Source organism: Haloterrigena alkaliphila (assembly GCF_017352155.2).
Lineage (GTDB): Archaea > Halobacteriota > Halobacteria > Halobacteriales > Natrialbaceae > Haloterrigena > Haloterrigena alkaliphila.
In genome coordinates this window covers 1,612,770-1,638,810 of the sequence record NZ_CP071462.1, presented here as the reverse complement: position 1 = coordinate 1,638,810, position 26,041 = coordinate 1,612,770, and the positions used below count along the sequence as shown (strand labels likewise).

General features: G+C 67.0%; 26 protein-coding genes and 1 pseudogene. 12 read left to right on the top strand and 15 right to left on the bottom strand.

The window, feature by feature from the left end; translation table 11 throughout:
* Positions 1-133: 133 nt before the first annotated feature.
* From J0X25_RS26770 to J0X25_RS26760, 3 genes and pseudogenes are all read left to right on the top strand, one after another.
* The gene (locus J0X25_RS26770) at positions 134-1,627 is read left to right on the top strand and encodes a proton-conducting transporter transmembrane domain-containing protein (protein ID WP_207290589.1); all 1,494 of its coding nucleotides are present in this window, start codon (positions 134-136) and stop codon (positions 1,625-1,627) included.
* A pseudogene (locus J0X25_RS26765) lies at positions 1,617-4,138 on the top strand (DUF2309 domain-containing protein). Before J0X25_RS26770 ends, J0X25_RS26765 begins: the two are co-directional and overlap by 11 nt.
* Before the next feature lie 178 nt (positions 4,139-4,316).
* On the top strand, positions 4,317-4,790 hold the full coding sequence (locus tag J0X25_RS26760; protein ID WP_207290588.1) for a response regulator: 474 nt from the start codon (positions 4,317-4,319) through the stop codon (positions 4,788-4,790).
* 75 nt (positions 4,791-4,865) lie between these two features.
* Here the strand turns inward: J0X25_RS26760 and J0X25_RS26755 are convergent, their stop codons facing one another.
* Complete coding sequence (locus J0X25_RS26755; RefSeq protein WP_207290587.1) at positions 4,866-5,567, bottom strand: carbonic anhydrase; 702 nt, start codon at positions 5,565-5,567, stop codon at positions 4,866-4,868.
* Between the two features lie 211 nt (positions 5,568-5,778).
* Here J0X25_RS26755 and hemH point away from each other — a divergent pair, with 211 nt between their 5' ends.
* Positions 5,779-6,825, top strand: coding sequence for a ferrochelatase (gene hemH / locus J0X25_RS26750; protein ID WP_207290586.1), 1,047 nt, complete (start codon positions 5,779-5,781; stop codon positions 6,823-6,825).
* Entirely contained in the window at positions 6,822-8,093 is a 1,272-nt protein-coding gene (gene hemG / locus J0X25_RS26745) for a protoporphyrinogen oxidase (protein WP_207290585.1), read from the top strand. The genes hemH and hemG overlap by 4 nt, the downstream gene beginning before the upstream one ends.
* 9 nt (positions 8,094-8,102) lie before the next feature.
* Here the strand turns inward: hemG and hemE are convergent, their stop codons facing one another.
* Positions 8,103-9,116: a uroporphyrinogen decarboxylase gene (gene hemE / locus J0X25_RS26740; protein WP_207290584.1), complete on the bottom strand. Its 1,014-nt coding sequence runs from the start codon at positions 9,114-9,116 to the stop codon at positions 8,103-8,105.
* 171 nt (positions 9,117-9,287) lie between these two features.
* Here hemE and J0X25_RS26735 point away from each other — a divergent pair, with 171 nt between their 5' ends.
* The gene (locus J0X25_RS26735; protein WP_207290583.1) at positions 9,288-10,304 is read left to right on the top strand and encodes an NADP-dependent oxidoreductase; all 1,017 of its coding nucleotides are present in this window, start codon (positions 9,288-9,290) and stop codon (positions 10,302-10,304) included.
* A 39-nt stretch (positions 10,305-10,343) separates the two neighbouring features.
* Here J0X25_RS26735 and J0X25_RS26730 read toward each other — a convergent pair whose 3' ends face one another.
* The 4 genes from J0X25_RS26730 to J0X25_RS26715 form a co-directional block, all read right to left on the bottom strand.
* Positions 10,344-10,841, bottom strand: a complete 498-nt coding sequence (locus tag J0X25_RS26730; RefSeq protein WP_207290582.1) for a zinc ribbon domain-containing protein — start codon at positions 10,839-10,841, stop codon at positions 10,344-10,346.
* A 59-nt stretch (positions 10,842-10,900) separates the two neighbouring features.
* Positions 10,901-11,704, bottom strand: coding sequence for an ABC transporter permease (locus J0X25_RS26725; RefSeq protein WP_207290581.1), 804 nt, complete (start codon positions 11,702-11,704; stop codon positions 10,901-10,903).
* On the bottom strand, positions 11,704-12,762 hold the full coding sequence (locus tag J0X25_RS26720; RefSeq protein ID WP_207290580.1) for an ABC transporter ATP-binding protein: 1,059 nt from the start codon (positions 12,760-12,762) through the stop codon (positions 11,704-11,706). Before J0X25_RS26720 ends, J0X25_RS26725 begins: the two co-directional genes overlap by 1 nt.
* Positions 12,763-12,876: 114 nt before the next feature.
* Positions 12,877-14,076: a CBS domain-containing protein gene (locus tag J0X25_RS26715; protein ID WP_207290579.1), complete on the bottom strand. Its 1,200-nt coding sequence runs from the start codon at positions 14,074-14,076 to the stop codon at positions 12,877-12,879.
* Between the two features lie 550 nt (positions 14,077-14,626).
* Here J0X25_RS26715 and J0X25_RS26710 point away from each other — a divergent pair.
* The 3 genes from J0X25_RS26710 (at position 14,627) to J0X25_RS26700 (ending at position 16,750) form a co-directional block, all read left to right on the top strand.
* Complete coding sequence (locus tag J0X25_RS26710; RefSeq protein WP_207290578.1) at positions 14,627-14,857, top strand: MarR family transcriptional regulator; 231 nt, start codon at positions 14,627-14,629, stop codon at positions 14,855-14,857.
* A gap of 212 nt (positions 14,858-15,069) precedes the next feature.
* Positions 15,070-15,600, top strand: a complete 531-nt coding sequence (locus J0X25_RS26705) for a 50S ribosomal protein L16 (protein ID WP_207290577.1) — start codon at positions 15,070-15,072, stop codon at positions 15,598-15,600.
* A gap of 274 nt (positions 15,601-15,874) precedes the next feature.
* A complete protein-coding gene (locus J0X25_RS26700) occupies positions 15,875-16,750 on the top strand; it encodes an ATP-grasp domain-containing protein (protein WP_207290576.1) in 876 nt (291 codons plus the stop codon).
* Between the two features lie 27 nt (positions 16,751-16,777).
* Here the strand turns inward: J0X25_RS26700 and J0X25_RS26695 are convergent, their stop codons facing one another.
* From J0X25_RS26695 to J0X25_RS26685, 3 genes are all read right to left on the bottom strand, one after another.
* Positions 16,778-17,179 carry an Hsp20/alpha crystallin family protein gene (locus J0X25_RS26695; protein ID WP_207290575.1) on the bottom strand — a complete coding sequence of 134 codons (402 nt, stop codon included), beginning with the start codon at positions 17,177-17,179 and terminating at the stop codon, positions 16,778-16,780.
* 110 nt (positions 17,180-17,289) lie between these two features.
* The gene (locus tag J0X25_RS26690; protein ID WP_207290574.1) at positions 17,290-18,303 is read right to left on the bottom strand and encodes a type II glyceraldehyde-3-phosphate dehydrogenase; all 1,014 of its coding nucleotides are present in this window, start codon (positions 18,301-18,303) and stop codon (positions 17,290-17,292) included.
* Positions 18,304-18,392: 89 nt separating this feature from the next.
* Positions 18,393-19,700, bottom strand: coding sequence for a DUF7125 family protein (locus J0X25_RS26685; protein ID WP_207290573.1), 1,308 nt, complete (start codon positions 19,698-19,700; stop codon positions 18,393-18,395).
* A 456-nt stretch (positions 19,701-20,156) separates the two neighbouring features.
* Between J0X25_RS26685 and J0X25_RS39795 the strand changes: the two genes are divergently transcribed.
* The gene (locus tag J0X25_RS39795; RefSeq protein ID WP_284145198.1) at positions 20,157-20,282 is read left to right on the top strand and encodes a DUF7859 family protein; all 126 of its coding nucleotides are present in this window, start codon (positions 20,157-20,159) and stop codon (positions 20,280-20,282) included.
* 19 nt (positions 20,283-20,301) lie between these two features.
* Here J0X25_RS39795 and J0X25_RS26680 read toward each other — a convergent pair whose 3' ends face one another.
* Both J0X25_RS26680 and J0X25_RS26675 read right to left on the bottom strand, forming a co-directional pair.
* Positions 20,302-21,324 carry a threonine aldolase family protein gene (locus J0X25_RS26680; protein WP_207290572.1) on the bottom strand — a complete coding sequence of 341 codons (1,023 nt, stop codon included), beginning with the start codon at positions 21,322-21,324 and terminating at the stop codon, positions 20,302-20,304.
* 72 nt (positions 21,325-21,396) lie between these two features.
* A complete protein-coding gene (locus J0X25_RS26675; RefSeq protein ID WP_207290571.1) occupies positions 21,397-21,546 on the bottom strand; it encodes a hypothetical protein in 150 nt (49 codons plus the stop codon).
* Between J0X25_RS26675 and J0X25_RS26670 the strand changes: the two genes are divergently transcribed.
* Positions 21,545-22,639, top strand: a complete 1,095-nt coding sequence (locus J0X25_RS26670; protein WP_207290570.1) for an aminopeptidase — start codon at positions 21,545-21,547, stop codon at positions 22,637-22,639. The genes J0X25_RS26675 and J0X25_RS26670 overlap by 2 nt on opposite strands.
* A gap of 52 nt (positions 22,640-22,691) precedes the next feature.
* Positions 22,692-23,108: a universal stress protein gene (locus J0X25_RS26665; RefSeq protein WP_207290569.1), complete on the top strand. Its 417-nt coding sequence runs from the start codon at positions 22,692-22,694 to the stop codon at positions 23,106-23,108.
* Positions 23,109-23,189: 81 nt separating this feature from the next.
* On the opposite strand, the gene J0X25_RS26660 is transcribed toward J0X25_RS26665, so the two are convergent.
* The 4 genes from J0X25_RS26660 to J0X25_RS26645 form a co-directional block, all read right to left on the bottom strand.
* Entirely contained in the window at positions 23,190-23,714 is a 525-nt protein-coding gene (locus tag J0X25_RS26660) for a twin-arginine translocation signal domain-containing protein (RefSeq protein WP_207290568.1), read from the bottom strand.
* 65 nt (positions 23,715-23,779) lie between these two features.
* Positions 23,780-24,448: an alpha/beta hydrolase gene (locus J0X25_RS26655; protein ID WP_207290567.1), complete on the bottom strand. Its 669-nt coding sequence runs from the start codon at positions 24,446-24,448 to the stop codon at positions 23,780-23,782.
* A complete protein-coding gene (locus J0X25_RS26650; protein ID WP_207290566.1) occupies positions 24,448-25,065 on the bottom strand; it encodes a VOC family protein in 618 nt (205 codons plus the stop codon). Before J0X25_RS26650 ends, J0X25_RS26655 begins: the two co-directional genes overlap by 1 nt.
* Before the next feature lie 6 nt (positions 25,066-25,071).
* Complete coding sequence (locus tag J0X25_RS26645) at positions 25,072-25,791, bottom strand: FAD-dependent oxidoreductase (RefSeq protein WP_207290565.1); 720 nt, start codon at positions 25,789-25,791, stop codon at positions 25,072-25,074.
* Between the last annotated feature and the right edge of the window lie 250 nt (positions 25,792-26,041).

The window sequence follows — 26,041 nt, the reverse complement described above, 5'->3', positions numbered from 1 at the left end:
TGTTCGAACCGAAGCCTATAATAACCAGTCTGTTCATATTCCGACCGAAGACGACCAGTAGTGCAAGTGTTGCCGCGAACGGAACACTGTGACGCGCCCGAACGTCAGGCTGGTCCGAACGTGCAAGCGAAGCATGACCGACGAAACAGTTCCACCCGACGACGTCGCACAGCGCCCCGAACCGACGCCACCGACCTCGATCGTCCCGCGGGCCTCGACCTGGACGGTCTGGACGCTCTTCCTGTTCAGCGTCGGCGTCCTCGTACTGGCGGCCTCCCGGGGAACCGAGTGGGAGTTCGCGGGCGCCCTGCGGGTCGACGGGCTGACCACGGTGCTGTGGGTCGTCGTTACCTTCTTCAGCGGGATCGTCCACAGTTACTCCCGGCGCTATATGGCGGGCGACCGTCACATCGACCGGTTCTACGCCCGCGTCCTCGGGTTCACGCTCGTCGTCATGACGCTGACTGCGGCGAACCACGTCGCGCTGTTCGCGGCCGCGTGGCTGGCGATGGGACTGCTCATGGCCGCGCTGATCGGCCACGTTCGCGAGTGGGAGCAGGCCCGCGCCGCGGCCGCCGTCGCCCGCCGCTACTTCGTCGCCAGCAGCGCCCTGCTCGCCGTCTCGCTGGCACTACTCGCGTGGTCGACGGGCGCGACCACCATCACCGGGATCTTCGCCGGCCTCGAGGGCGTCTCGCGGACGGTCGGACTCGCCGCGGCGGGAGGGATCTTTCTCGCGGCGATCATCCAGTCGGCGCTGTTCCCGTTCCACGGCTGGCTGCTGTCCTCGATGACGGCGCCGACCCCGGCGTCGGCCCTGATGCACGCCGGGTTCGTCAACGCGGGCGGGGTCCTGTTGACCCGGTTCGCCCCGGTGATCGCCGAGGAGATCGCCGTCATGTCGGTCCTCGTCGTCGTCGGCGCCGTCAGCGCCCTGCTCGGACAGGCGATGATCCTCGTCCAGACGGACGTCAAACGCAAGCTCGGGAGCTCGACGCTCGCCCAGATGGGCTTTATGATACTGCAGTGCGGCCTCGGCTTCTTCGCCGCGGCGATCGCCCACCTCATCCTGCACGGCTTCTACAAGGCGTACCTGTTCCTCTCGTCGGGCGCCGCCGTCGAGCAGGCGGTTCCCAAAGACGGGACGCGAACGCAGCTGGGCGGTTCCGGGATCGCCGTCAGTCTGGTGACGGCCGTCGGCGGCGGCGTCCTCTTCGGCGTCCTCACCGGGAAGGCGACGAGCCTCGAGTTGAACAGCGGGGCCGTCCTGACGCTGGTCGTGGTCCTGACGACGCTGACCGCGGCGCGGGACATCCTCCGGCGGTCGACGCTGCCGACGACGGTCAGGTTCGTCAGCGCCCCGCTGATCGTGCTGACCGCCATCGGCGGCTACGCCGTCGCGTTCAACGCCGTCTCGAGGATGCTCGCGGGCGTGCCGATGACCTACGTGTCGACCGAGATGACGGTCGCCCACTACCTCGTGGTCGCCCTGTTCGTCGGCGCCTACCTCGCGGCGGAACTCGGCTGGTACCGCTCGAGCGAGCGCCTCTACGTCTCCCTGCTGAACCTCTCCCAGCCCGATCCGACGACCGTGCTGACCGACAAGGAGGAGTACAATGACATCTGAGGGTACCGACGATCACCGTCGCATCGCGGAGAGCATCGACCGCGCGGCCGACCGCATCGGCTCGGTCTGGCCGCTGCACTCGTTCGTCACCGCCAACCCCCTCTCGGGGTTCGAGGACGAGCCGTTCCACCGGGCCGTCGCCGAGGGAGAGCGCCTCTTCGGCGGTCGCGGCTACCCGCAGCCGTCGGTCTTCCGCGGAGCGTGGGAGACCGGCCGGATCGATCCCGACGTGCTACGGGGCGAACTCGAGGCCCGCGGCGTCGACCGGGACCCCGAGACGCTCCTGGACGAGATGGCCGAAATCGCGGCGGCGCGCGGCAGCGAGACCGACGACGCGACCGCGGCCGTCGACCGCGTGCTGACGAAGTGGCTCGCCGCGTTCCTCGATCAGGGCCAGTCGAAGTGGCCGATGCCCAACCGCGAAGACGGGTTCTACGCCGCGTGGCGGGAGATGGCCCCCTACGACGGCGACGTGCCCGGCTGTGACGACCCCGACGACCTCCCCGAGACCGCGACCGAGGCGCTCGAGGCGGTGCTGGGCGACTACCCCGAGGGACGCTGGGTCGACGTCGCCGAGCACCACCTCGCCTCGCTCCCGGGCTGGAGCGGCTTCATCAAGCAGCGGGCCGACGACGGCGCCAACGCGTGGCAGGAGCGGTACCCGATCACGCTGATGTCGTATCTGGCGGTCAGACTGACGCTGGCCGACCTGCTCGACGCGCCGATCGAGCCCGCCGAAACCGACGACGACGCGACCGCCTCCGCCACGGCCGCGACCGTCGACGACGGCGACGCGACCGTCAAGGGCGGCGACGCGGACGGGGAGATTCTCCTGCCCGAGATCTGGCTGACCGCGTGGGAGCGCAGCTACCGCGAGCGCCTCCTCGAGGGGATCGACGATACCGTCACGGCCCCCTCGGGGGCCGACGACGGCGACCGGCCGGCCGCACAACTCGTGTTCTGTATCGACACCCGCTCGGAGGTGATCCGCCGTCACATCGAGGCCCAGGGCCCCTACGAGACCCACGGCTACGCGGGCTTCTTCGGGGTCCCGATGCGCCACCGGGAGTACGACTCGACGGCCGAGGTCGACGCCTGTCCGCCGATCGTCGACCCCGAACACCGCGTCGTCGACCGGCCCGACGAGGCGACCGACGCGGTGACGACCCGCGACCAGTGGAACGGACTCGTGGGCGCGGCACGGAAGCACTTCAAGACGCTCAAGAACAACGTGGTCGCCGCCTTCACGTTCGTCGAGGGCGCCGGTAGCGCCTACGGCTCGCGATGGCCGCGCGGACGCTGTCGCCCTCGACAATCGCCGACCTCAAGGACGCCGTCGAGGAGCGCGTGCCGAGCCGGTACGAGGCCACCTCGCCCGCCCTCGACGGCGCCGCCGACGACCACAGTCACGGCGACCACGACCTCCCGCAGGGCATACGCCTCGAGGAGAAAGTCGAGTACGCCGCGACCGCCTTCGAACTCATGGGCTGGACGGAGTTCGCCCGACTGGTCGTCTTCACGGGCCACGCCAGCGAGACGACGAACAACCCCTTCGACTCGAGTCTCGACTGCGGGGCTTGTGCCGGCAACCCGGGCGGCCCGAACGCCCGCGTGCTCGCAGAGATCTGCAACGACGCGGACGTGCAGGCGGAACTGCGCGAGCGCGGCTTCGACGTCCCCGAGGATACCGTCTTCCTCGCGGGCGAGCACAACACGACGACCGACGAGATCGCGCTGTTCGACGGCGACGTCCCCGAGAGCCACCGCGAGGACCTCGAATCCCTGCGCGAGGACCTCGAGCGCGCCCGCGCCGGCGCCGCGGCCGAGCGCACCGAGGCGACGACCGGCGGCGATCCCGAGGAGAGCGTCGCGGAGGTCGACCGCCGCGCGGCCGACTGGGCCGAGGCCCGCCCCGAGTGGGGGCTGGCCGGCAACGCTTCCTTCGTCATCGGCCCCCGCGAACTGACCGAAGACCGCAACCTCGACGGACGCGCGTTCCTCCACTCCTACGACTGGTCGACCGACCCCGAGGGCGAGGCGCTCGAGGCGATCTTCACGGGGCCGCTCGTGGTCACCCAGTGGATCAACAACCAGTACTACTTCGCGACCGTCGACAACGCCGTCTACGGCAGCGGCTCGAAGATCACCCAGAACCCGGTCGGCAACGTCGGCGTCCTACAGGGCAACGGCGGCGATCTGATGACCGGCCTCCCGCTGCAGTCGCTGAAGATCGACGACGAGCAGCCGTTCCACCAGCCGCTGCGGTTGACCGCGGTCGTCCACGCGCCGGTCGAGCGCGTGACCGAGATCCTCCGCGAGCACGAGGACGTTCGCACGCTGCTCGACAACGGCTGGATCGGGGACCTGACGGTCGTCGATCCCGAGCAGGACAACGCCGTCTTCCAGTACGCCGGCGACCTCGAGTGGGAGGCCGACGCCGAACTCGAGGCCGAGGCGACGGCGGCGGTCGAAACCGAGACGCCGCCCGCACAGCCGGCGGACGACGACTGACGCGGCCTCGAGGGGCGATCGTTTTTCCCGTCTCCACCGATCCGGTACCGTCGTCGCAGTCGATAGCAGTACGGTTTCCCTATCGAACTACGCTACGGAAGCCACGATACGTCCAGAAACTAGACTGATCAATTTACGCGACCGCGATCTTTTAAGTGGCCGTCTAAAACAGTTCACAATGTCTTCGAACGAGGGGGAGGAGGGTGAGCGGGTCAACATTTTATTGGTCGAACCAAATCCCGGGGACACACGTCTCTTCACGGAATCCTTCAAAGATGCCAAACTCAAGAATAGTCTCTACACCGTCTCCGATGCTGACGCTGCCCTCGATTTCATCAATCAACGCGGCGAGCACGCAGATGACCCACGCCCCGATCTGATCCTGCTCGAGCCGAAGTTACCCGGAAACAGAGGGATGGATGTACTGTCTGAACTGGATAACGAGCCAGCATTACGTGACATCCCTGTCGTCGTCCTCACGAGTTCGGAGGTAGGAGAGGGGATCGTCAAATCGAAGGGCGTTGATGCGGATCACTACGTCCAAAAGCCAGTTGAGCCGGACGATTTTATCGAGTTCGTCCAAGAAATCGAGGACTTGTGGATAGCACTCATCCAAGCGAAGCCAGCAGAGAGCCGAGTATCCGACCGGTGAGTTAGCACACGATCGAGTACGCCCATAGACGAATTCCGCGTTCAGTTCGCAGCCAGCGTTATCGAATCGAGGCTGCTAATAGAGCAGACTGCGAGCCGTCGCCTCGTACCCCTCGGGCACGAGGTCAGCGAGCGCGTCGGGATCGGTCTCGCCGTCGACCGAGACGAGGTACGTCCGCCCCGGTTCGTCGCCGTAAATGCCCTGAAAGTCGTAGACGAAGCCGTAGACCTCGACGCCGTCCGGGATCTCGTCGGATTCGGCGAGCGAGCGTACCTGATAGCCGACGTTGTACTCGACGAGCTGGTTGATCACCCGTTCGTCGTCCGCGTCGGTGTCGACGAGCCCGCTCTCGAGGCCCGCCTCGACGACGGGGACGAGCTGGTCGACCCACTTGTCGACGCCCTTCGGGCCCGGCGACTCCTCGCCGGTCGCGACGTGGTAGGCCGCGGTGACGGCCCCGCAACCCGTGTGGCCGACGACGGCGACGACGTCGGTGCCGGTGTGGTGGATCGGGTAGAGGACGCCGCCGTCGACGATCCGCTCGCCGCCGTCCTCGTCCCAGATCTGATTGCCGATGTTGCTCGGCGTGAAGACCGCGCCCGGGCGTTCGATGCCCCACATGCCCTCGTGGGAGACCCGAGAGTCAGAACAGCAGATCGCGACGACGGTCGGGTGCTGGCTCGTCTGGACGTCCGCGAAGTAATCCGCCGGCAGCGACTCGACGTGGCGATCGTTGCCCGCGAGCAGGCGCTCGAGAACGTCGCGATCGGTTCCCATACTCGACGTACGCGAACGAGTGTCAAAAATAGTTCCGTTCGCTCGGATTTCACGGGAACGAGCGGCGGGTCCGCTCGGGCGACAAGCACCGAATCGGTTCGGGCGAGGACCACCGAATACGTTCGGAAAACGCGCGACGAGGCCGTCGAGAGAAACCCAGCGCCTGACCGGAAACTCAACACTTTTGCGGGGGTCGTTCCTAGCCGTCGGTATGTCTACTGGGGTCGCACTCCTGAACTTCGGCGAACCGGAGCGACCGACGCGAGAGACCGTCGTCGACTATCTGGAACGCATCTTCTACGCCAACGCCGACATCGAGGGCGAGACGACCGAAGCCGAGGCGCGCGAGCGCTCGCGCCAACTCGCACAGCGACGCGCGCCCGCGCTGATCGAGGAGTACGAGGAGATCGGCGGCTCGCCGCTCCAGTCGCACGCCGACGCGCAGGCGACGCTCCTCGAGCGGGAACTCCGCGATCGGGGCTACGACGTGACGACCTACGTCGGGATGCAGTTCACCGAGCCGTTCATCGAGGACGCGGTCGAGCGGGCCCGCAGCGACGGGGTCGAGCAGCTCGTCGGGCTGCCGATCTATCCGCTCTGTGGTCCCTCGACGACCGTCGCGGCGCTCGAGGAGCTCACCGACGCCATCGAGGCGGCCGAGTGGGACGTCGACGTGAGCGAACTCACCGGCTGGCACCGCCACCCGGGCTACACGCGAGCGCGAGCGGACAACGTCAGATCGTTCGTCGAGACGCAGGGGCTCTCGCTCGAGGGGGACGCGCGACTCGTCTTCTCCGCCCACGGGACGCCCCAGTACTACCTCGACGAGGGCAGCCGGTACGTCGAGTACGTCGAGGAGTACTGCGAGGCGCTCGCGGCCCAACTCGGCGTCGACGAGTACGAACTCGGCTATCAGAACCACGAGAACCGCGACGTCGACTGGACCGAGCCGTCGATCGAGAGGGTGATCGAGACCGTCGACGCCGACCGGGTCGTCGTCGAACCGGTGAGTTTCGTCCACGAGCAGTCGGAGACGCTCTCGGAACTCGACGTCGAACTCCGCGAGGAGGCCCTCGAGGCGGGGCTGGACTTCTACCGGGTGCCGGTCCCCTACGACGACGAGCAGTTCATCGACGCCCTCGCGGACCTGATCGAGCCGTTCACCGGCGGGTTCGAGCCGGGCTACTACAACCTCCGGCAGTGCCAGTGTCGGGACGCGCCCGGCGCGTTCTGTCTCAACAGCCCGCGGACCCGATGAGGGTCGGCGTCATCGGCGCCGGCATCACCGGGCTGGCGCTCACCCACTACCTCGCCGAGCGGGACATCGACGTCGTGACCGTCGAGGCCGACTCTCGGCCGGGCGGCGCGATCCGATCCGAAACGGTCGAGGGGCGCCTCCTCGAGTACGGGCCACAGCGGATCCGGCTCACCCCCTCGATCGAAGCCCTCGTGGACGACCTGGGGCTGCGCGACGAGTTGCTTCGGGCGGACGACTCGCTCCCGCTGTACGTCTACGGCGACGGGCACCTCCGACTCGTCCCCCGGTCTCCGGGGGCGTTCCTCCGGACCGATCTGCTCTCGTGGCGCGGGAAGCTCCGGCTGCTGGCCGAACCGCTGACCGATCCCGCGAGGCCGGACGAGCGGGCGGCGACCCTCTTCAGGCGGAAGTTCGGCGAGGAGGCCTACCGGAACGTCGTCGAACCGTTGTTCGGCGGGATCTACGGCTCCGATCCTGCGACGATGCCCGTCGAACACTCGCTCGAGCGGCTGATCGCCCTCGAGGAGCGGCGGGGATCGCTCCTCCGGGCGGCGTTCGGTCGATTGCGGGGGGACGACGAGACGCCGCCGCCCGTCTCGTTCGCGAACGGCCTCCAGACGCTGCCGACCGCCCTCTACGAAGCCCACCGCCCGTACGTCCACCTGAACGCGTCGGTGGACGACATCCGCGACGGTGACGAGGAGGGGTACGTGCTCGACCTCGGCGGCCGAACGATCGACGTCGACGCGGTCGTCGTGACGACGCCGGCCCCGGCGGCCGCGTCGCTCCTTGGCGGGCTCTCCGGCGCGGTCGCCGAACCGCTCGAGGAGCTCACGTACAACTCGCTGGTCCTGGTCCACCTCGCCGCCGAGGCGGACGCCGAGGGCTTCGGCTACCAGGTTCGCCGCGACGAGCCCCTCGAGACCCTCGGCGTCACGTGGAACGACGGCCTCTTCGACCGCGACGGCGTCTACACCGTCTTCCTCGGCGGGATGCACGATCCGGACGCGATCGACCGCTCGGACGCGGAACTCGGTCGGGTCGCTCGCCGCGAGTTCCGGCAGGTGATGGGCGTCGATCCGGAACTGCTCTCGGTGACGAAGCTGCCGCGCGTGATGCCCGCCCACGACACCTCGTGGGCGGCCCTCGAGGACGTCGAACTCCCGGAGAACGTGGTTCTGGCGACGAACTACACCAGCCGGATCGGGGTCCCGAGCCGCATCCGCGAGGCGAAGACGGTCGCCGACCGGTTCGCGGCGGACGACTAGAACGGCCGACTACCGACTGCGATCGATCGACTTCGCCGTCTCGACGAACGTGCGGACGCGCTCGACGGGCGTGTCGCGGAGGACGCCGTGGCCGAGGTTGAGGATGTGTCCCTCCGGACCGGCCTTCTCGACGATCTCCCGCGTCCGTTTTTCGACGAACGCCTCGCTCCCGTACAGGTGGGTGGGGTCGAGGTTCCCCTGGACCGGCACGTCGCCCAGTCGTTCGCGGGCCGCGGCCATGTCGACGCTCCAGTCGAGGCCCACCACGTCGGCGCCGCTGGCCTCGAGGAGGTCGAGTTTGCCGGCCATGTTCTTGACGAAGACGATCGAGGGGACGTCGAGGTCGGCGAGAATCTCCCGGTGAAGCGGCAGGACGAACTCCTCGTAGTCCTCGGGTGTGAGCACGCTCGCGTAGGTGTCGAACAGCTGAACGACGTCGGCGCCCATCCGAATCTGATACTCGAGGCTCTCCCGGACGCCCGCGGCGAATCGCTCGAGGAGCGTCCGGAAGGCATCGGGGTGTTCCGCGCGGAACCGGCGGATCGGCGTCCGGCCGTCGCTCGCGCCGCCGGCGACGGCGTACGAGGCGAGGGTGAACGGGCCGCCCGCGAAGCCGATGATCGCCGTCCGATCGCCGACGCGGTCGACCAGCCGGTCGATCAACTCGCCGACGTAATCCAGCGCCTCGGCGACGTCCTCGGTCTCCCGCTCGACGTCCCCCGGCCCGTCGACGGGGTTTTCGATCACCGGCCCGACACCGGACTCGATTCGGTAGTCGAACCCGAGCGGCTCGAGGACGGTCAGGATGTCGGAGTAGATGACGAGGCCGTCGGGTTCGTACAGCTCCCACGGGAGCAGCGTGATCCGTTCGGCGACCGACGGGGTCTTGATGGCCTCCTTGAAGGTGTAGTCCTCCCGGATCGTCCGGTACTCCGGGATGTGGCGGCCGGCTTGCCGCATCAGCCAGACCGGAGGGCGCTCGGTCCGTTCCCCGCGAGCGGCGCGAGTGAGCAGGTGGTCCATTACTAGAGCGGTGCCCAGAAACCGGTTAAAGGGTTTGGAATTCGGCCCCTCGGCTCGCGGGCGGACGGCGCATTACACCACCCAGCGCAGGCGCGACGTGCTCGTAGATGATACGGAGGCGAGGGGTTCCGCGAGCCCAATCTTCACCTACCGGCACCGCCATATCAGGGTATGGCAGAAACCAGACAGTGGCGCCTCGCGAGTCGACCCGTCGGCGAACCGACCCACGACGACTTCGAACTCGTCACCGTCGACCGGCCCGAACCGGACACCGGCGAAGTCCTCGTGAAGACGCTGTATCAGTCCGTCGACCCCTACATGCGCGGTCGGATGCGCGACGCGGAGTCCTACGCCGAGCCGTGGGATGTCGGCGATCCGATGAAGGCCAACGTCGTCGGCGAAGTGCTCGAGTCCAACAGCGGCCGGTTCGCCGAGGGCGATATCGTCACCGGCGACCTGCTGTGGGCGGAACACGTCGCCGCGGACGCGAACGAACTCCAGCGAGTCAACCCCGACCACGGGCCGATTTCGACGGCGCTGGGCGTTCTCGGGATGCCCGGCGTGACGGCCTACTGGGGAACCACCGACGTGGCCGATCCCCACCCCGGCGACACCGTCGTCGTCTCCGCCGCGGCGGGCGCGGTCGGCTCCGTCGTCGGCCAACTCGCCCGGCTCGCGGGGGCTCGCGTCGTCGGCACCGCCGGAAGCGAAGCGAAGGTCGAGTGGCTCACCGAGGACCTCGGCTTCGACGCCGCGATCAACTACAAGGAGACCGACGACCTCTCGACCGCGGTCGACGACGCCTGTCCGGACGGCGTCGACGTCTACTTCGACAACGTCGGCGGCCCCATCACGGACGCCGTCTGGCCCCGGCTGAACGTCGACGCCCGCGTCGCTATCTGCGGCCAGATCGCGCTCTACAACGAAACCGAGGTCCCGACCGGGCCGCGAAAGCTCGCCAAACTCATCGAAAGTCGCGCGACGGTCGAGGGACTGCTCGTCAGCGACTACCAGCCCCGCTGGGGCGAGGCGCTCGAGCGACTCTCGACGTTCATCCGGAACGGCGACGTCCAGTACCGCGAGAACGTCGTCGACGGGTTCGAGAACGCACCGGACGCCTTCCTCGGGCTGTTCGAGGGCGAGAACATCGGGAAGCAGGTGGTGAAAGTCGCGGAGTACGAGGACTGAGTCGCGCGCGGAGCCACACGGACGGCTCCGCCTCGGTGCTCAGACGATATCGGGGGTCATCGGATACGACCACGCCTCGCCGTCGGCGGCCTTGACCGCGGCGACGACGCAGAACGCCAGATCGACCAGCGGCAGGACCAGTAGGGGAGCGATGCCGACGACGACGAAGACGAGGAGGAACGAAACGAGCGTGTAGATCGTGAACGCGATTTGCCAGTTCAGCGCGTTCCGCGCGTTCTCCTCGACGAACGGGTCGTCGGTGGCGACGAGGACGATCAGCGGACCGACGGCCCACGTGAATATCGCGAGCACGTGCGTGATCGCCGCGAGCGTCGTGTCGCCCTCGGATCGTCGGTCCGACCCGTATCCGTAGTCCGAACGCGAGTCCCGGGTCCACGAGTCGTCGGCGCCGTCCCACGCGCTCTCCGCGCTCGAGGACCCCCACGAGTCGTCGTTCACCGCCTCCCCGCACTCGCTGCAGTAGTTCGCCTCCGAGGAGAGCGAGGCACCGCAGTTCGGACAGTGCTCGGTTCTCATGTGACGATATCGACCAGTCGGGCAGATAAATGTACCAGAGACGACTCGACGAATCGCGGTCAGTCCGTCAACCCGTAGCCGATCTTGAACAGGTAGACGTCGATCGCCAGCACGAGGAGGGTGGCCGCCGTCAGCACGCCGAGCGCGAGCACCGGCGCGAAGTCGGCGTAGGGACCGGGGAGGATGCCGACCGCGATCAGATCCGAGTGGCCCAGCAGGCCGTACCGGACGCTGTCGACCATGTAGACCATCGGGTTCACCAGCGAAAGGCCGACCTGCCAGGCCTGATCGAACGTCTCGAGGGAGTAGAAGACGGCACCGAAGAACACCAGCGGGCGGAGAATGAACTGGTTCATCACGGTCAGATCGTCGAAGTCGCGGGCGACGAGCCCGCCGATGATGCCGAAGCCGGCGAACAGCGCCGTGATGACGACCATCGTGGCGATCAGAAACAGCCCGTGTTCGATGCTGATCGGCACGAAGACGCGGCCGACGGCGGCGATGATGACGCCGACGATGAGCCCTCGCACCGCGCTGGCGCCGACGTAGGCGACGACCATCTCGACGTACGACAGCGGCGAGGTCAGCGTTTCGTGGATGTACTCGTTCCATCTGCCGTGGAAGATCGAGAACGAGGCGTTCTCGAAGGCGTTCGAGATCGCGCCGAGGACGATCAGCCCTGGGACGATGAAGAGGATGTAGTCGAAGCCGGCGATCTGATCGATTCGGCCGCCGAGAATGACCCCGAAGACGGCGAAGTAGAGCACGTTCGTGATCGCCGGCGGCATGAACGTGTTCTTCGGGCGGCGGACGAACCGCAACACCTCGCGCCGAAAGAGCGCGCGAAAGCCGACCGACAGCATCAGGCGACCCCCTCCTGTTCGCGCTCGGATTCCGGTTCGCCGGCCGCGCGATCGGTGTCATCGCCCTCGCCGCTGTCGCCGTCACCGGCGCTCGAGGCCGACGACCGCGTCACCGTGCTGTCTTCGCTTCGCGTGAGGTCGACGAAAATCTCCTCGAGCGACGTCCGGGTGATCTCGAGGTCGGCGATCTCGTGGCCCATCGCCTCGAGGTCGTTCAACAGGCGCGGCGCGGTCGAACCGCCGTCGTCGACGCGGACCTCGAGGCTGTCGCCGGCCGCCGACGTCGTCACCTCGTGGGCGTACGCGCCGAGGTCGGACTCGAGGTCGCTCGCCGCGGTCGACGAGATCGGCGACTCGAGGCGGACGGAGATGGTGTCGGTCCCCCGTTCTTTCAGTTCGTCCGGCGTCGCGACGGTCACCTTCCGGCCCTCGTTCATGATCGCGACCCGGTCGCAGAGGCGTTCGGCCTCCTCGATGTAGTGCGTGGTGAGGAGGACCGTCGTCCCCTCCTCGTTGAGTTCCGTCACGAGTTCCCAGAGGTCGTGGCGCAACTGGACGTCGACGCCCGCCGTGGGTTCGTCGAGGATCAGCAGGTCGGGGTCGGTCACGAGCGCCCGCGCGAGCAAGAGGCGGCGCTTCATCCCGCCGGAGAGCCAGTCGAAGCGCTCGTCGCGCTTGTCGTAGATCCCGACGCGTTTCAGGACGTCGTCGGCGCGGTCCGCGGCCTCGTCCTCGGGAACGCCGTGGTATCCCGCCTTATTCTTCAGTACTTCGTGTATCGAGAAGAATCGATCGACGTTGAACTCCTGGGGAGCGAGGCCGATGGCGTCGCGGGCCTGTCGGTAATCGTCTTCGACGTCGTATCCGAAGACCCGCGCCTCGCCGCCGGTCTTGCGGACCAGTCCGACGAGGGTGTTGATGAACGTCGTCTTCCCCGCACCGTTGGGGCCGAGGAGACCGAAGAACTCGCCCTCCTCGACGGTCAGCGAGAGCCCCTGCAGCGCGCGCAGCTCGCCGTATTCCTTCACGAGATCGACGGTCTCGATGGCCGGTGGCATCGCCGGAGAGTCGGCCGCCGCCGCGGTTAAGAATGTTGATCTCGGCACTCGAGACGGGCGTTACGGACGCTTTTGCCGGTTCGTCCGGGTACCCGAGTCGAATCGCTGCGCCGGTCAGTCAGCGGTCCGCGGGCGCCGGTCGGGGTTGACCGCGCCGCTCTTCTGGACGATGTCGAAGGCGGTCATCACGTCCGTCCGCGAGATCAACCCGACGAGGTCGCCCCCTTCAGCGGAACGTCCTCCCGCGCTATCGACGACGAGCAGGCGGCCGATGTCGTGCTCGCGCATCTTCTCGATCGCCGTCATCGCGTCCGACTCCGCCGTGATCGTCTTCAGGTCGGTCGTCATCACGTCCTCGACCGTGTAGGCGTCTCGCTCGACGGGGTTGACCTCCCGGGCGTCGGTCAGCGTCACGAGGCCGACGAGGCGCTCGCCGTCGAAACCAGTGTCGACGACCGGATAGCCGGTGTGGCGTTCGGTGAACATCCGCTGGACCAGGTCCGCCACCGAGGTGTCGGGTTCGACCGTGTGGAGATCGCTGGCGTGCGTCATGATGTCGCCGACGGTGACGTCCTGAAACGCGGCCTTCATCGTCACCTGCTGGGCCTCGCTCGAGGCGGCGATGTAGACGAAGAAGGCGACGCCGATGAGGATGATGTTCCCCGCGAAGAGGCCGAACAGCGCCATGAGGACAGCGAACAGCTTGCCGATGCTGGCGGCCTGCTGGGTCGCTTTCGCGTACGGCTGGCTCCGGGCGAGAAACGCGCGGAGAACCCGGCCGCCGTCCATCGGGAACGCGGGGATCATGTTGAAGCCCGCGAGCGCGACGTTCAACACGGCGAGGTAGCCGAGGACGAACCGGGCGCCGTCGAGGGTATCGGGAACGACGAGAAAGAGCGCGTACGAACCGACGCCGACGAGCACCGAAACGATGGGACCGGCGATGGCGATGGTGAACTCCTGTCGCCAGTCCTCGGGCATCTCCGAGAGCGCGGCGATGCCGCCGAACAGCCAGAGCGTGATCGAGTCGATGGGAAATCCGTAGCGCTGGGCCGTCAGCGAGTGGCCCAGTTCGTGGAGGACGACGCCGACGAAGAGACCGATCGCCGCGGTCAGGCCGAGCACCCACGGCGTCGTCCCGCTGGTGACGGCGCCGACGTCGATGCCCGCCGCCAGCCCGTCGTTCAGCAAACCTGTAACGTCTCCGATTTGTGCGCCGATGAGATAGGCGAACAGCGGGAGCACGAGCAAGAACGTGAGATCCAGCTTGATCGGGATCCCGAACAGGGAGCCGATCCGGAAACTCCGAGGCATGACCCATGCTAGCCGCGGAACGGTATTAAAAACGCCGGCGGCCCCACCGGATCACCGTTTCTCCTGGGTCTCGGACGCCGCCGCGTTCGACCCGGAAGCGGAACGGCCCGCCCGAAGCGGTCGCCCGGTCTCCCGTTACGCCGTCACGCTCGAGCCGAGCGCCGTCTCACCGAATTCGCGCTCGAGAGCGGTCGAAGACCGACCTGTGGCTGCGTTGGGCGATCGACGAGTCGTTCGTCTTAATATTCATTATACGCGAAATAACTATCCAATCCATAACGATAAACAATCATACTAATACAGATTTCAACTGAGATCGAGAGTCGAACCGAACCGAATCCCGTCTCCGAGATCTGATTGCTGAAACGTCACCAGTAGAAGACGATACGGCTGCTAGAGTACCGTGTGCCGACCGGTATTACACTCGTTCGAATCGGGTATCGACCGTGATACTGAGCATCAATACATATAATGCCACTAGTACTCGCTAGTCAATATTGACTGACTGCACCATAACGTTATACTGCAGTTCGTCGATGATGTTAGTACGATGATGGAACAGACCCACGCCGACGCCGGAATCACCGAACTGCCGACCGAACTCAACTCCCCACAGGGGAAACTCGTCTACCTCTACCTCGAGGCGACCGACGGGGCGACGGTCGACGAACTGGGAGCCGTGCTGGCCATGAAGAAGATCTCGATCCTGAGCGTCCTGAACTCCCTCTCGAGTCAGGGGTTGATCGAGAAGCGCGACGGTGCGTACGTTCCCCTGAACTGATTTTCGTCGCCGACTGCGCCGTATTGTGCTGGTGCCGCTCGCATCCCCCTAGCCGGCGGTCCGTCGGGAGCCAAGACGCCGCCCCACCGGGGTCCCGCTGGACGGGACCGCTCGAGCCACGCCGGACTGGGAGACCGCGAACCCGCACCCAGCGCGCGCTTCGAAGGCTTTATCCGCACGGTAGGCCTGCGTTTTCGTAAGTAATCACAACCATGTCCGACAAACCCGCCTCAATGTACCGGGAGATCGACAAGCCGGCGTACACGCGACGCGAGTACATCACCGGCATCCCGGGCTCCAAGATCGCACAGCACAAGATGGGCGACATCAGCGCCGATGCCGATGACTACCCCGTCCAGATCAGCCTCATCACCGAAGAGGAGGTCCAGATCCGTCACGGCAGCCTCGAGGCCTCGCGCCTGTCGGCCAACCGCCACATGCTGAAAAGCGCCGGCGAGAACAACTACAAGATGATCCTCCGGAAGTTCCCCCACCACGTCATCCGGGAAAACAAGCAGGCGACGGGTGCGGGTGCGGACCGCGTCTCCGACGGGATGCGACAGGCCTTCGGGAAGATCGTCGGCACCGCCGCCCGCATCGACAAGGGCGAGCGCATCTTCACCATCTGGTGTGACGTCGACGACGCCGAGTTCGCCAAGGACGCGCTCCGGCGCGCCTACAACAAGATCTCGCCGCCGTGCCGCGTCGTCGTCGAGAAAGGCGAAGAACAGCTTATCGCCTAGAAACGAACTTTTGCTCTGCGGGCCAGCAAAGCTGGCCCTCGGCAAAACTTCGATGAAAAGCACTCCTCCTTCCGTTCCGAACGCATAGCGTTCTCCACATCAGTCGTCGGCCCGCTCGTTCGCTTCGCTCACTCGCGGTCGGTGACAGGGCAACAGCCTGCCCTCCCCCGAGTCGTGCGTCTCTCGCATCTGCTCGAGACGCACTCCCGGCCAACCGGTCCGATCGAATCGTTGTCTCGAGCACCTTTTTACCCCTTTGCGCCCGAATCCAGATATGATCGATCTCGCGGTGGCGAACGCCAAGCAGACGTTCCGCCGGATGCGCGAGCCGCTGGCCGAGCGGGGGATCCGGGTCCACCACGTGCCCGTGAGCGAGCGGGTGGTGCCGCTGGGCGAGGAGGCGCCGTGGGACCCAGACGAGTACGACGCCGGCTTCGTCTACCCCGGTCGACTGATGGAGGGCGGGGTCGCCGACGCGCTGCTCGAGATCCCGTGGCTCAACGACCACGAGACCGTCCTCATCTCACGGAACAAGGCCGAAGTGATCGCGCGACTCGAACGCGCCGACCTGCCGGTTCCCGAGTCCGTCTACGTCTCGAACGACGTCGACGAAGACGAACTGGTCGACGTCTTCGATCGGTTCGAGCCGCCGGTCGTGGTCAAACCGAACTCGACGACGCGGGGCGTCGGCGTCGCGAAGGCCCACGACCTCGATTCCTTCTTGGGGATCTGCGACTACCTCTCGCTGGTCCACGACTACAAGGCGACCGGCGACCGCTCGTTTCTCGTCCAGGAGTACCTCCCCGAAGCGACCGACTACCGCGTGATGGTCCTCGAGGGCGAGTACGTCGGCGCGGTCGAGCGGCGCCTGCCCGACGACGCCGTCGAGGAGGGCCAGTGGAAACACAACGTCCACCGCGGGGCGGAGGCCACGGGCGTCGACCTCCCCGAGGAGTGGCGCGACCTCGCCGAATCGGTCGCCGACGAACTCGAGATTCCGTTTCTCGGCGTCGACCTGCTCGAAACCGACGATCGGCTGGTAGTCAACGAGACGAACGCGCGGCCGACGATCGACGAGGCGACGAAGTACGAACCGGACTTCTACGACCGGCTGGCGGATGCGATTCGAACGACTGCGGACCGCAGGTGAAAAGAGCGCTCGACCGCGACGGCTCGGTTACTCGAGGCTGATGCCCGAGGACTGCTCCGCGAGGTCGAAGACGACCTCGAGGACGCCGTTGTTGTAGGTCGCGGAGGCGGTGTGTTCGTTGACGCGCTGGGGGAGGGAGACGCGTTCGTCGTACTGGCGGTGCTCGCTGGCGGCGGAGATGGTCAGGGTCTTCCCGTCGCACTCGAGTTCGATGTTGTCCTTCTCGACGCCCGGGAGGTCGGCGACGACCCGAATTTCGTCGTCGGTCTCGTGGATGTCGACGTGGGTGTCCATCCCGAAGCCGCTGTCGACGTCGCTCGAGGAGGCGAAGTCGACGTTCGCGTCCGCGCCGTTCATCATCTCGTTCATCATCCGCTCGATCTCGCGAAACAGGTCGTCGAAGGGTTCGTCGCGGTCGTCTCGGCGCATGCGAAGGGGTAGTAGACGGCGCGGCAAAAACTTTCTGTCGTCACTAGTTGTTTGCAGTGAACGAAACCGAAGACTGGAGAATCCCTCGAGGATGAAAAACGGAGCCGCGACTAGAGGCCGATGCCCATCGTCTCGTTAGTCGTCGCGATGCTCTCCTCGGCGTCCGCCTCGCCCAGCACCGCCCGAATCGCGTCGACGTTCTCGGGCACGACGTCGCTCTCCTGGTGGATCCCCTGGAAGAGGTAGAGGTCGTCGCCGACGGTCGAGATCGACTCCTCCCAGATGCAGTTCTCCCAGATGTCACCGCGCGGGCGCCCCGCGTCGAGCGCGTACTCCTTGAGTTTGCCGCTGCCGTCGATGTCCATCCGCTCGGGGATCAGGAAGAGTCGGGACTCCTCGGCGAACAGGTCGCGAACCTCGCTCGCGTCGACGTCCTCCTCGAGGGTGACGTTGAGGCTGTGCATGTGCATCAGCGTCGCGGGCACCTTCATCCCGAGCGTGTCGATGTCCAGATCGTCGAAGATGGTCTCGACGTCGGGGCCGTGGTGGGACGGAATCGTGACCGGGTTCGGCAGGATGTCGTTGATCGGGCCGCGGGAGGTCTGGCCGGGGTCGCCGCCGCGGCGGACGAGCGTCGCGCGGACCTTCTCGACGCCGTAGGCCTCGCGCAGCGGTGCGATCACGCGGGAGAGGCCGGTCGTGTTACAGGAGACGACGCGGACGTGGTCGGCGCCGGTCGCGTCCTCGAAGTTCGAACGGGCGTTGAAACTGGTGTCGACGAGGTCGGCGTCCTCGCCGCCCTGGTAGAGCGCGGGCGTGTCGTACGCCTCGTACATCTCCTTGTTCTTCGCGCCGATGCCCGACGGCGTGGCGTCGACGACGATATCGGCCTCGTCGACGAGGTCCTCGACGGGGCCGGCGATCTCGAGGCCGGCCTCGCCGAACTGATCGGCGCGCTCCTCGACGGCGGCGTAGAGGGGAAACCCCTTCCCGACGGCCGTCTCGGCCTCGAAGTTCGGGCGCGTCTTGGCGACGCCGAGGACCGCCATATCGGGTTGCTCGCGGACGGCGTCCGCGACGCGTTTACCGATCGTGCCGTAGCCGTTGATCGCGACCTGAATCATATATCCGCCAGTCCACTACCGAGCGGGATAACCGTTTCGAGGCTTCTCGACCGATTGTAACTCGGATCCGAGTTTCGCGCGGGACGCCGTCAGCCGGACCGAACCGACGGGCCCCGGTCGGCCGGGACCGTGATCGCGTTCGTCGTCCCGTCGAACGCGAGTTCGATCGTCTCCGAGAAGCCGCAGTCGGAGCGGTGTTTCAGCGCCGAGAGGGAGTGCTCGACGCCCCCATCTGGGCCGTGCGACGTCGTCTCGAGATCGAGGACGACGTCCGCGAAGTGAGTCGTGATCGAGCGATTCTCCGGCGCCGAATCGGGCGTCGTACAGTAGAGGAACGCGACGCCGCTCGTCTCGACCATCCGATCCTTGAGGGCGTTCATGAACGCGACGTAGTCGTCCCTGTCGCGGCGCTCCAGCGCGGTCGCCGTGTCGACGATCAGGTTCGCGCCGTCCGGGAGTTTTCCGAGAACCTCGTCCAACTGGTCGAACGCGCCCTCGCGGTCGATCCGTCGAACGGTCGGGGACCCGGTCTCGAGCGTCGACGTCTCGATCGCTCGATCGACGTTCCGTTCGGACCGCCAAGCCGTGACGTACAGCGTCCCGCGGGCCGCAGTCGTCTGATAGAGAAGCTGTTCGGCCTGGCTCGCCGGATCGGCCGTCAGGGCGACGACGGTCCCGGGCAGGAATCCGCCGCCGAGCCGACGGTCGAGGGCGTCGATGCCGGTCTCCAACAGTTCGTCGGCGTACTCCGGCGGGGTCCGGTCGGTCGCGTTCTTCGTCTGGAGCGTGTGAACGATCTCGTCGTAGGCGGTCCGGGCGTCCGCCGCCGAGAGCGGCGACTCGACGTCGGGGACTCGTCCCAGCACGGGGACGTCGACCCACGACCGGACCGCGTCGGAAACGTCGGCACACCGGTTCAGCACGACGCCCAGAATGGGCACGCCGAGCCGGTTCGCCATCTCGATGGTGGTCTCGGCGGCCTCGAGGCTCCGCTCGTCGTCGGTCGTCACCACGATCACCGCGTCGGCGACCGAGAGCGGATCGACGACGTCGGGGCCCGCACCCGACGGACAGTCGATCACCAATTGGATCGAGTCCGGGGCCAGCCCCTCGAGCGCGGTATCCACGTCGACCTGGTCGGACGGTTTCGGCGCCGGCAGCACGCCGACGTTCGACGAGCGGGGATCTCGCTGGGCGATCTGCAAGACGCCGTCCCCGCCGTCGACCGCCGCGAGCGTCGGCTCTCTATCGATTCCCGCTCTCACGTGAAGGTTCGGCAGCTGTCTGTCGGCGTCCACCGCGAGGGCGGGCGTTCCAGTGCGGCCGAACGCCTCCGCGAGGCCGAGGGTCGTCGTCGTCTTCCCACAGCCACCTTTCGCACCGGCGATTGCGATCATGCCCCGATTAGGATGCCCCTTCCCATTTGAACGTGGGCACGAACCGGCGGCGGCCGAGCGATAGCGACTGCTTCTACTCGTGGGCGGATGCGCCCGTCAGAAACAGCGGTACGGGCGTACGGTACGGGTGCGGATCAGCTTTCGTCGGAGGGCAGTCGCGTCAGCGGGGGGACCACCGAAATCGGGTTGGAGGGCGAGTGGAGGGTGATGGACCGAACCGGCGGTCGGGGACCGACGGGCGGGAGCCGTCGACCGACTGGTCCCGATCGCGCAGTGGCGGGTGACGATCGGGACCTACGATAGCAGAGGGGAGACGGACCGATATAGACGGCGCTAGGTGAAACTCGGATTTGAGTTTGTGATCGGTCGGCGTGGACGAACGGTCAGTCGACAGCCACTGGGACGAACTGACCGAGGTCGAAACGATTTTGCTCGCTGACAGGGAAGGGGTTGCGTATGCTGGACCTGCTCCCCGACGACCCCGTCATCATCGCGATCGTGGTGATCCTCCTCGCGCTGATCTTCTTCTCGTATCTGCTCATCCGCCGCACGATCCTCGAGTTCCGCGACGGGATGCGCTGAGCGCGGTAGCCCGGCCGGCTTACGTCGCGCCGAACGCCGCTTCGATGGCATCGATCGCAGCCTCGATATTCTCCCGCGAGACGTCCCGATGCGTACAGAACCGGAGCGTCGTCGGTCCGAACGCGCTCGCCAGCACGTCTCGATCCCGCAGACGCTCGAGGACCGTCTCCGTCTCGAGGCCCGTCCCCTCGATATCGGCGAGCACGATGTTCGTCTCGGGCGACTGCACGTCGAACCCGTCGACCGCGGCGAGTCCGTCTGCCAGTAACCGGGCGTTCTCGTGGTCGGTCGCGAGGTCGTCGACGTTCTCGAGTGCGTGGAGGCCGGGCGCCGCGACGATGCCAGCCTGTCGCAGTCCGCCGCCGAACAGTTTGCGGACGCGACGAGCCCGCTCGACGAACTCCTCGCTGCCGGCGAGCATGGATCCGACCGGCGCGCCGAGCCCCTTCGAGAGGCAGAACATGACCGAGTCGACGGGATCGGTGACGTCGGTGGCGGGCGCGTCGAGCGCCGTCGCGGCGTTGAACACGCGTGCGCCGTCGAGGTGAACCGGCACGTCGCGCTCGCGGGCCGCCTCGGCCGCCGCCGCGATCCGTTCGGGGGCGATCGCGAGACCGCCGCGGGCGTTGTGGGTGTTCTCGAGGCAGAGCAGGCCGGTTCCGGGCCGGTGGAGGTCCTCGGCGACGCGTGCGGTGGCGACCTGTTCGGGGGACGGCACCCCGCGGTCCGCATCGTACGTGCGGACCTGCAGGTCCGCGTGCTGAGCGAGACCGCCGAGTTCGTACTTCACGACGTGGCTCTCGCGATCAGCGAGGACCTCCTGCCCCCGTTCGGTGTGGACGCGGGCCGCGATCTGGTTGCCCATCGTCCCCGAGGGAACGTACAGCGCCGCCGCTTTGCCGACCGCGTCGGCGGCGCGGGCCTCGAGTTCGTTGACCGTCGGATCCTCGCCGTAGACGTCGTCGCCGACTTCGGCGGTGCGGGCGGCCTCGCGCATCTCGTCGTCGGGTTTCGTCACCGTGTCCGAGCGCAGATCGATCATGACTCGAGGTGTGAGCCGCGGCGAGAAATAGCCGGCGACCGCCGGCCGTCCGCACGCGATCCCCCACCTCGATCAGCTCGGGGACGAACCGCCGAGTGACTCGCAGATGGTCCACCGCTCGTCCTCGATTCCGGCGGCCGGGTGCTCGACGCCGGTAGTGAGGACAGCCTCGAGTCGCCGCTTCGAAAACGGTATCCCGGCGTCGGGCGACGTATCGGACATGGACCCACGCATCCGCGAACACGCCGAGATCATCGCGAACCACTCGGTCGATCTGCAGGAAGGCGACAACGTCGTCGTCGACGCACACCCCGTCGCCGAGGACCTGGTCGTCGCCCTCCACGAGGTCATCGGCGACCACGGCGCGAATCCGGTATCGGTCAGCCAGCGCACGGGCGAACGCCAGCGGCGGGCTTTTCTGCGGGCAGGTGATGATGACTATGACACGCCGGAGCACGAACTCGCCCTTATCCAGAACACCGACGTCTACATCGCCATTCGAGCGTCGGACAACGCCACCCAGACCAGCGACGTCGACCCCGAGACGCAGGCGGCCTACCAGCAGGCCCACCGCCCCATCCTCGAGGAACGCCTCTCGACGCGCTGGTGTCTCACGCAGTATCCCGCGCCGGCCAACGCCCAGCTCGCCGAGATGAGCACGGAGGGCTACGAGAACTTCGTCTGGGACGCCGTCAACAAGGACTGGGAGGAACAGCGCGACCATCAGGAAAACATGGTCGAGATCATGGACCCCGCCGAGGAGGTCCGCATCGTCAGCGGCGACACCACGGACGTGACGATGTCCGTCGCGGGCAACCCCACGCTCAACGACCACGGCGAGCACAATCTGCCCGGCGGCGAGGTCTTCACCGCTCCCCAGCCCGCCAGCGTCGAGGGTGAGGTCCTCTTCGATATGCCGCTCTATCACCAGGGCCGGGAGATCACGGACGTCTACCTCGAGTTCGAGGGCGGCGAGGTCGTCGACCACTCCGCGGCGAAGAACGAGGACGTACTGACGGAAGTGCTCAACACCGACGACGGCGCGCGCCGACTGGGCGAACTCGGCATCGGGATGAACCGCGACATCGACCGGTTCACCTACAACATGCTGTTCGACGAGAAGATGGGCGACACGGTCCACATGGCCGTCGGCCGCGCCTACGACGACACCGTCGGCGAGGGCAACGAGGCCAACGACTCCGCGGTGCACGTGGACATGATCGTCGACATGAGCGAGGACTCGTATATCGAGGTAGACGGCGAGGTCGTCCAGCGGGACGGAACCTTCCGGTTCGAGAACGGATTCGAAGACTGATCGCTGGGCGTCCGTCGTTCACATTTAAGCGTCCCGACTGGATACTGAACGTATGACCGTTCTCGTTGCGTACGACGGCTCGGCACCCGCACAGAAGGCGGTGAAATACGCGATCAACGAGCACGCGGACGAGGAGCTCGTCCTGCTGCGCGTCGTCGAGTTCTCGGACAGCTACACCGACGCGAGCATCAAGGCCATTCAGGACCTGCTCGGCGAGCGCCGGGAGGCGGCCGCCGAGAAACTGCGCGAGGACCTCATGGACTTCATCGACGAGAGCGACGTCGACTATCGGATGGAGGTCGCCACCGGCGACCCCGCTCGCGAGGTCGTCGAGTTCGCGGCGGAGAACGACGTCGACCACATCGTGATCGGCAGTCACGGCCGCTCGGGCGTCTCCCGCGTGTTGCTGGGCAGCGTCGCGGAGACGATCGCTCGGCGGGCGCCCGTCTCGGTCACGATCGTTCGGTGATCGGGCCGCCCGCGTCCGGCATTGAATGGCACCTCGAGCCAGCGGACGGCCGCAGGCGCCTCGAGCGCGGCGACGGCGAACCTACGCGGACTCCTCGCCGTCGGCGGGGTCCGGGATGAGCTCGACGTCGCCGAGCTGTCGCGCCGGCTGGTACTCGCAGCGGTAGGTAACCATCTCCGGAGTCGCTTCGAACACGAGGGTTTCTCGCTCGCCGGGGACGTCGGTCCCCTCGGTCGAGTAGTCCTCGACGACCTCCTCGTCTTCGTCCCAGAACGCGAAGTTGTGGTGGACGCCGTCCTGATTCTCCCAAGTGAGTTCGTACCGCCGCCCCTCGACGAGCACGAGCGTCGGGTTCTCGATGTGATCGATCGCCGTCGGTTCGAGGCCGAGCCATCCCCCGACGTAGCCGTCGAACCGGAGTTCCTCGATGTCGCGCCACGCCGCGGGATCGGTATCGCTCTCGAGCCCCTCCGCGACGTCGAGGACCGGTTCCGGGTCGTCGTCGCCGTCGTCGCTGCGCCCCAGACAGCCGGCGACGGCGACGGTCGCGAGCGTCCCGGCCGTCCCCGCCAGAAACGTCCGCCGGTCCGCGCCGTTCGAAGTCATTGGCGGAACTACGTGGTCGCGCAGTATAAATAGCAGTCTCTTCAGGCCGCCGTCGACTCGAGAGGTCAGTCGGCGACGAGGTCGGCGACCATCCCGGCGACGAACTCGAGTTCGTCCTCGTTGACGCCGTGGCCCATCCCCTCGTAGAGGCGCTTCGTGACGTCGGCGTTCATCGCCTCGAGCACGTCGGCCGTCTCGTGGACGCGCTCCTCGGGGATGTGGGGGTCGACGTCGCTGCAGCCGAGGAAGACGGGGGTGTCCTCGAGATCTGCGTCGCCCTCGAGGTAGTCGTCGGGATCGACGGCCTCGCCGATGAGGCCGCCGCTGAGGGCGGCGAGACCGCCGTACCGTCGCGGGTTGCGCGCGACGAACTCGCTGGCGAGACAGGCCCCCTGCGAGAAGCCCATCAGCATGATGCGCTCGGTCGGAACCCCGGCGTCGTTGGCCTCGCCGATCGCGTCGCCGATCGCCTGCAGGCCCGAGGTTCGGCCGGGCTCGTTGCGCTCGACGGGCTCGAGGAAGGAGTTCGGGTACCACGTCTTCCGGGCCGCCTGCGGCGCGAGGAAGGCGACGCCCTCCCGATGGATTTCGTTCGCCATCTGGACCATTCCCTGAGCGGTCGCGCCGCGGCCGTGGGTCAGCACGACCGCGGCGTCGGCGTCCGCGAGGTCGGTGCCGCCCGTCACGAGGGGTTGTCCCTGATGGGGGCCGTCCGCGTCGTCGCCGGCGCTCATCAGAGGCCACCCGTGCCCGCGCTGGCCTCCGGCAGGTCGTGCTCGACGACCTCGAGCCCCAGCGCCTCGATCGCCCCGCGGAGGTGTTCGTCCTTGGCGTAGTCGGCGCCGTCGTCTTCGCGGAGTTCCTGGGCCTTGGCGAGCACCTCGCCGCGGCGGTCGTCGGGAATCTCGTACTTGTCCGTCGAGAGTTCGATCACGAGACCGTTGTTGTCGCGGGTGTAGATCGAGTGGAAGATCCCCCGGTCGAAGACGTTGTAGCCGTGGCCGGCGTCCTCGAGCGCCTGCATCGTCTCCTCGTACTCGTCGGGATCGACGCTAAAGCAGAGGTGGTGGACGGCGCCGACGCCGGCGCGCTGGCCGCGGGCGGAAGGGCGGTCGTCGCTGACGAAGAAGGTGAGGATGCGACCGTCCCCGGTGTCGAAGAACAGGTGGGTCTGGGAGGGGTCGTCGAGGTTCGGCTGGCGGAGCACGAGCGGCATGCCGAGCACGTCCTGGTAGAACTCGACCGTGTCGGCCTCGTTGCTCCCCCAGATAGTGATGTGGTCGGTTCCCGTCGTGTGGACCGGGCTGTCGGGCAGTTCCGGCGTGACCGGGCGCTGTGAGTCGTCTGACATGGTGGGTTACTCCGCGACGTGTTCCCCGAAGACGCGCTCGGCGTCGGTCGGGACGTCGAAGTCGTGGAAGTGTTCACCCTTTACGCTCGAGAGGATGTTGAGTGCTGCGGCGGCGCCGTCGCCGACGGCGATCGCGGCCTGCCACTCCTCGGCGCGGACCATCGCGCCCGTCGCGTACGCGCCCTCGAGGCTGGTCTCCATCTCGACGCCGACGTCGACGGTGCCCTCGTCGGTGAACGCGACGCCGAGATCCTCGGCGAGGTCGCGGTTCGCGCCCGTCGCGAGGACGACGAAGTCGGCCTCGTAGCTCCCGTCCTCGTCGACGGCTTCTTCTCGCGGGCGTCGCCCGCTCGAACGGTCCGCGGAGCTTCGCTCCGCGCTATCGCCGTCTGCTCGTTGCGTCTCCGACGCAACGCTGGTCTCGACGACGAAGCCGTCGCCGGACTCGCCGACCGCGGTCACTTCCTCGCCCTGTCGGCGGTCGGCGCCGAAGTCGTCGACCTGCTGGCGGGCCGTCGCCATGAACTCGCTGCCGCCGACGGAGCCGATGCCGAGGTAGTTGAACAGGTGGGCCTTGTGCATCCACGTCTCGTCGGTGTCGAACACCGTCGTCTCGAGGCCGTTCTTCGCGGTAAACAGCGCGGCGCTCAGACCGGCGGCACCGCCGCCGACGACGATCACCGACGCAGTTTCTCCGTTGTCGTCCGCAGTCGTATCGTTGCTCACGTGTAGTTACACAATGTTACCGCAGCCGTATGAACCCAGCAGAGACACTGGATCAACCACGTAACATCCGTGTTACCGGCCCGGAACGGCCCGTGGCTTCCGACGCTCGCGGAAGCTATCGGTTCGGCGGAACTACCGGTCGAGCGTATAGTCGGATTCGAGCGAGTACACGGCCTGATACTGCCGATCTCTCGCCTGCGCATGCAGGCTCAACCGCTTCAGGGTAACTCCTCCTACGTTCGGATCCACA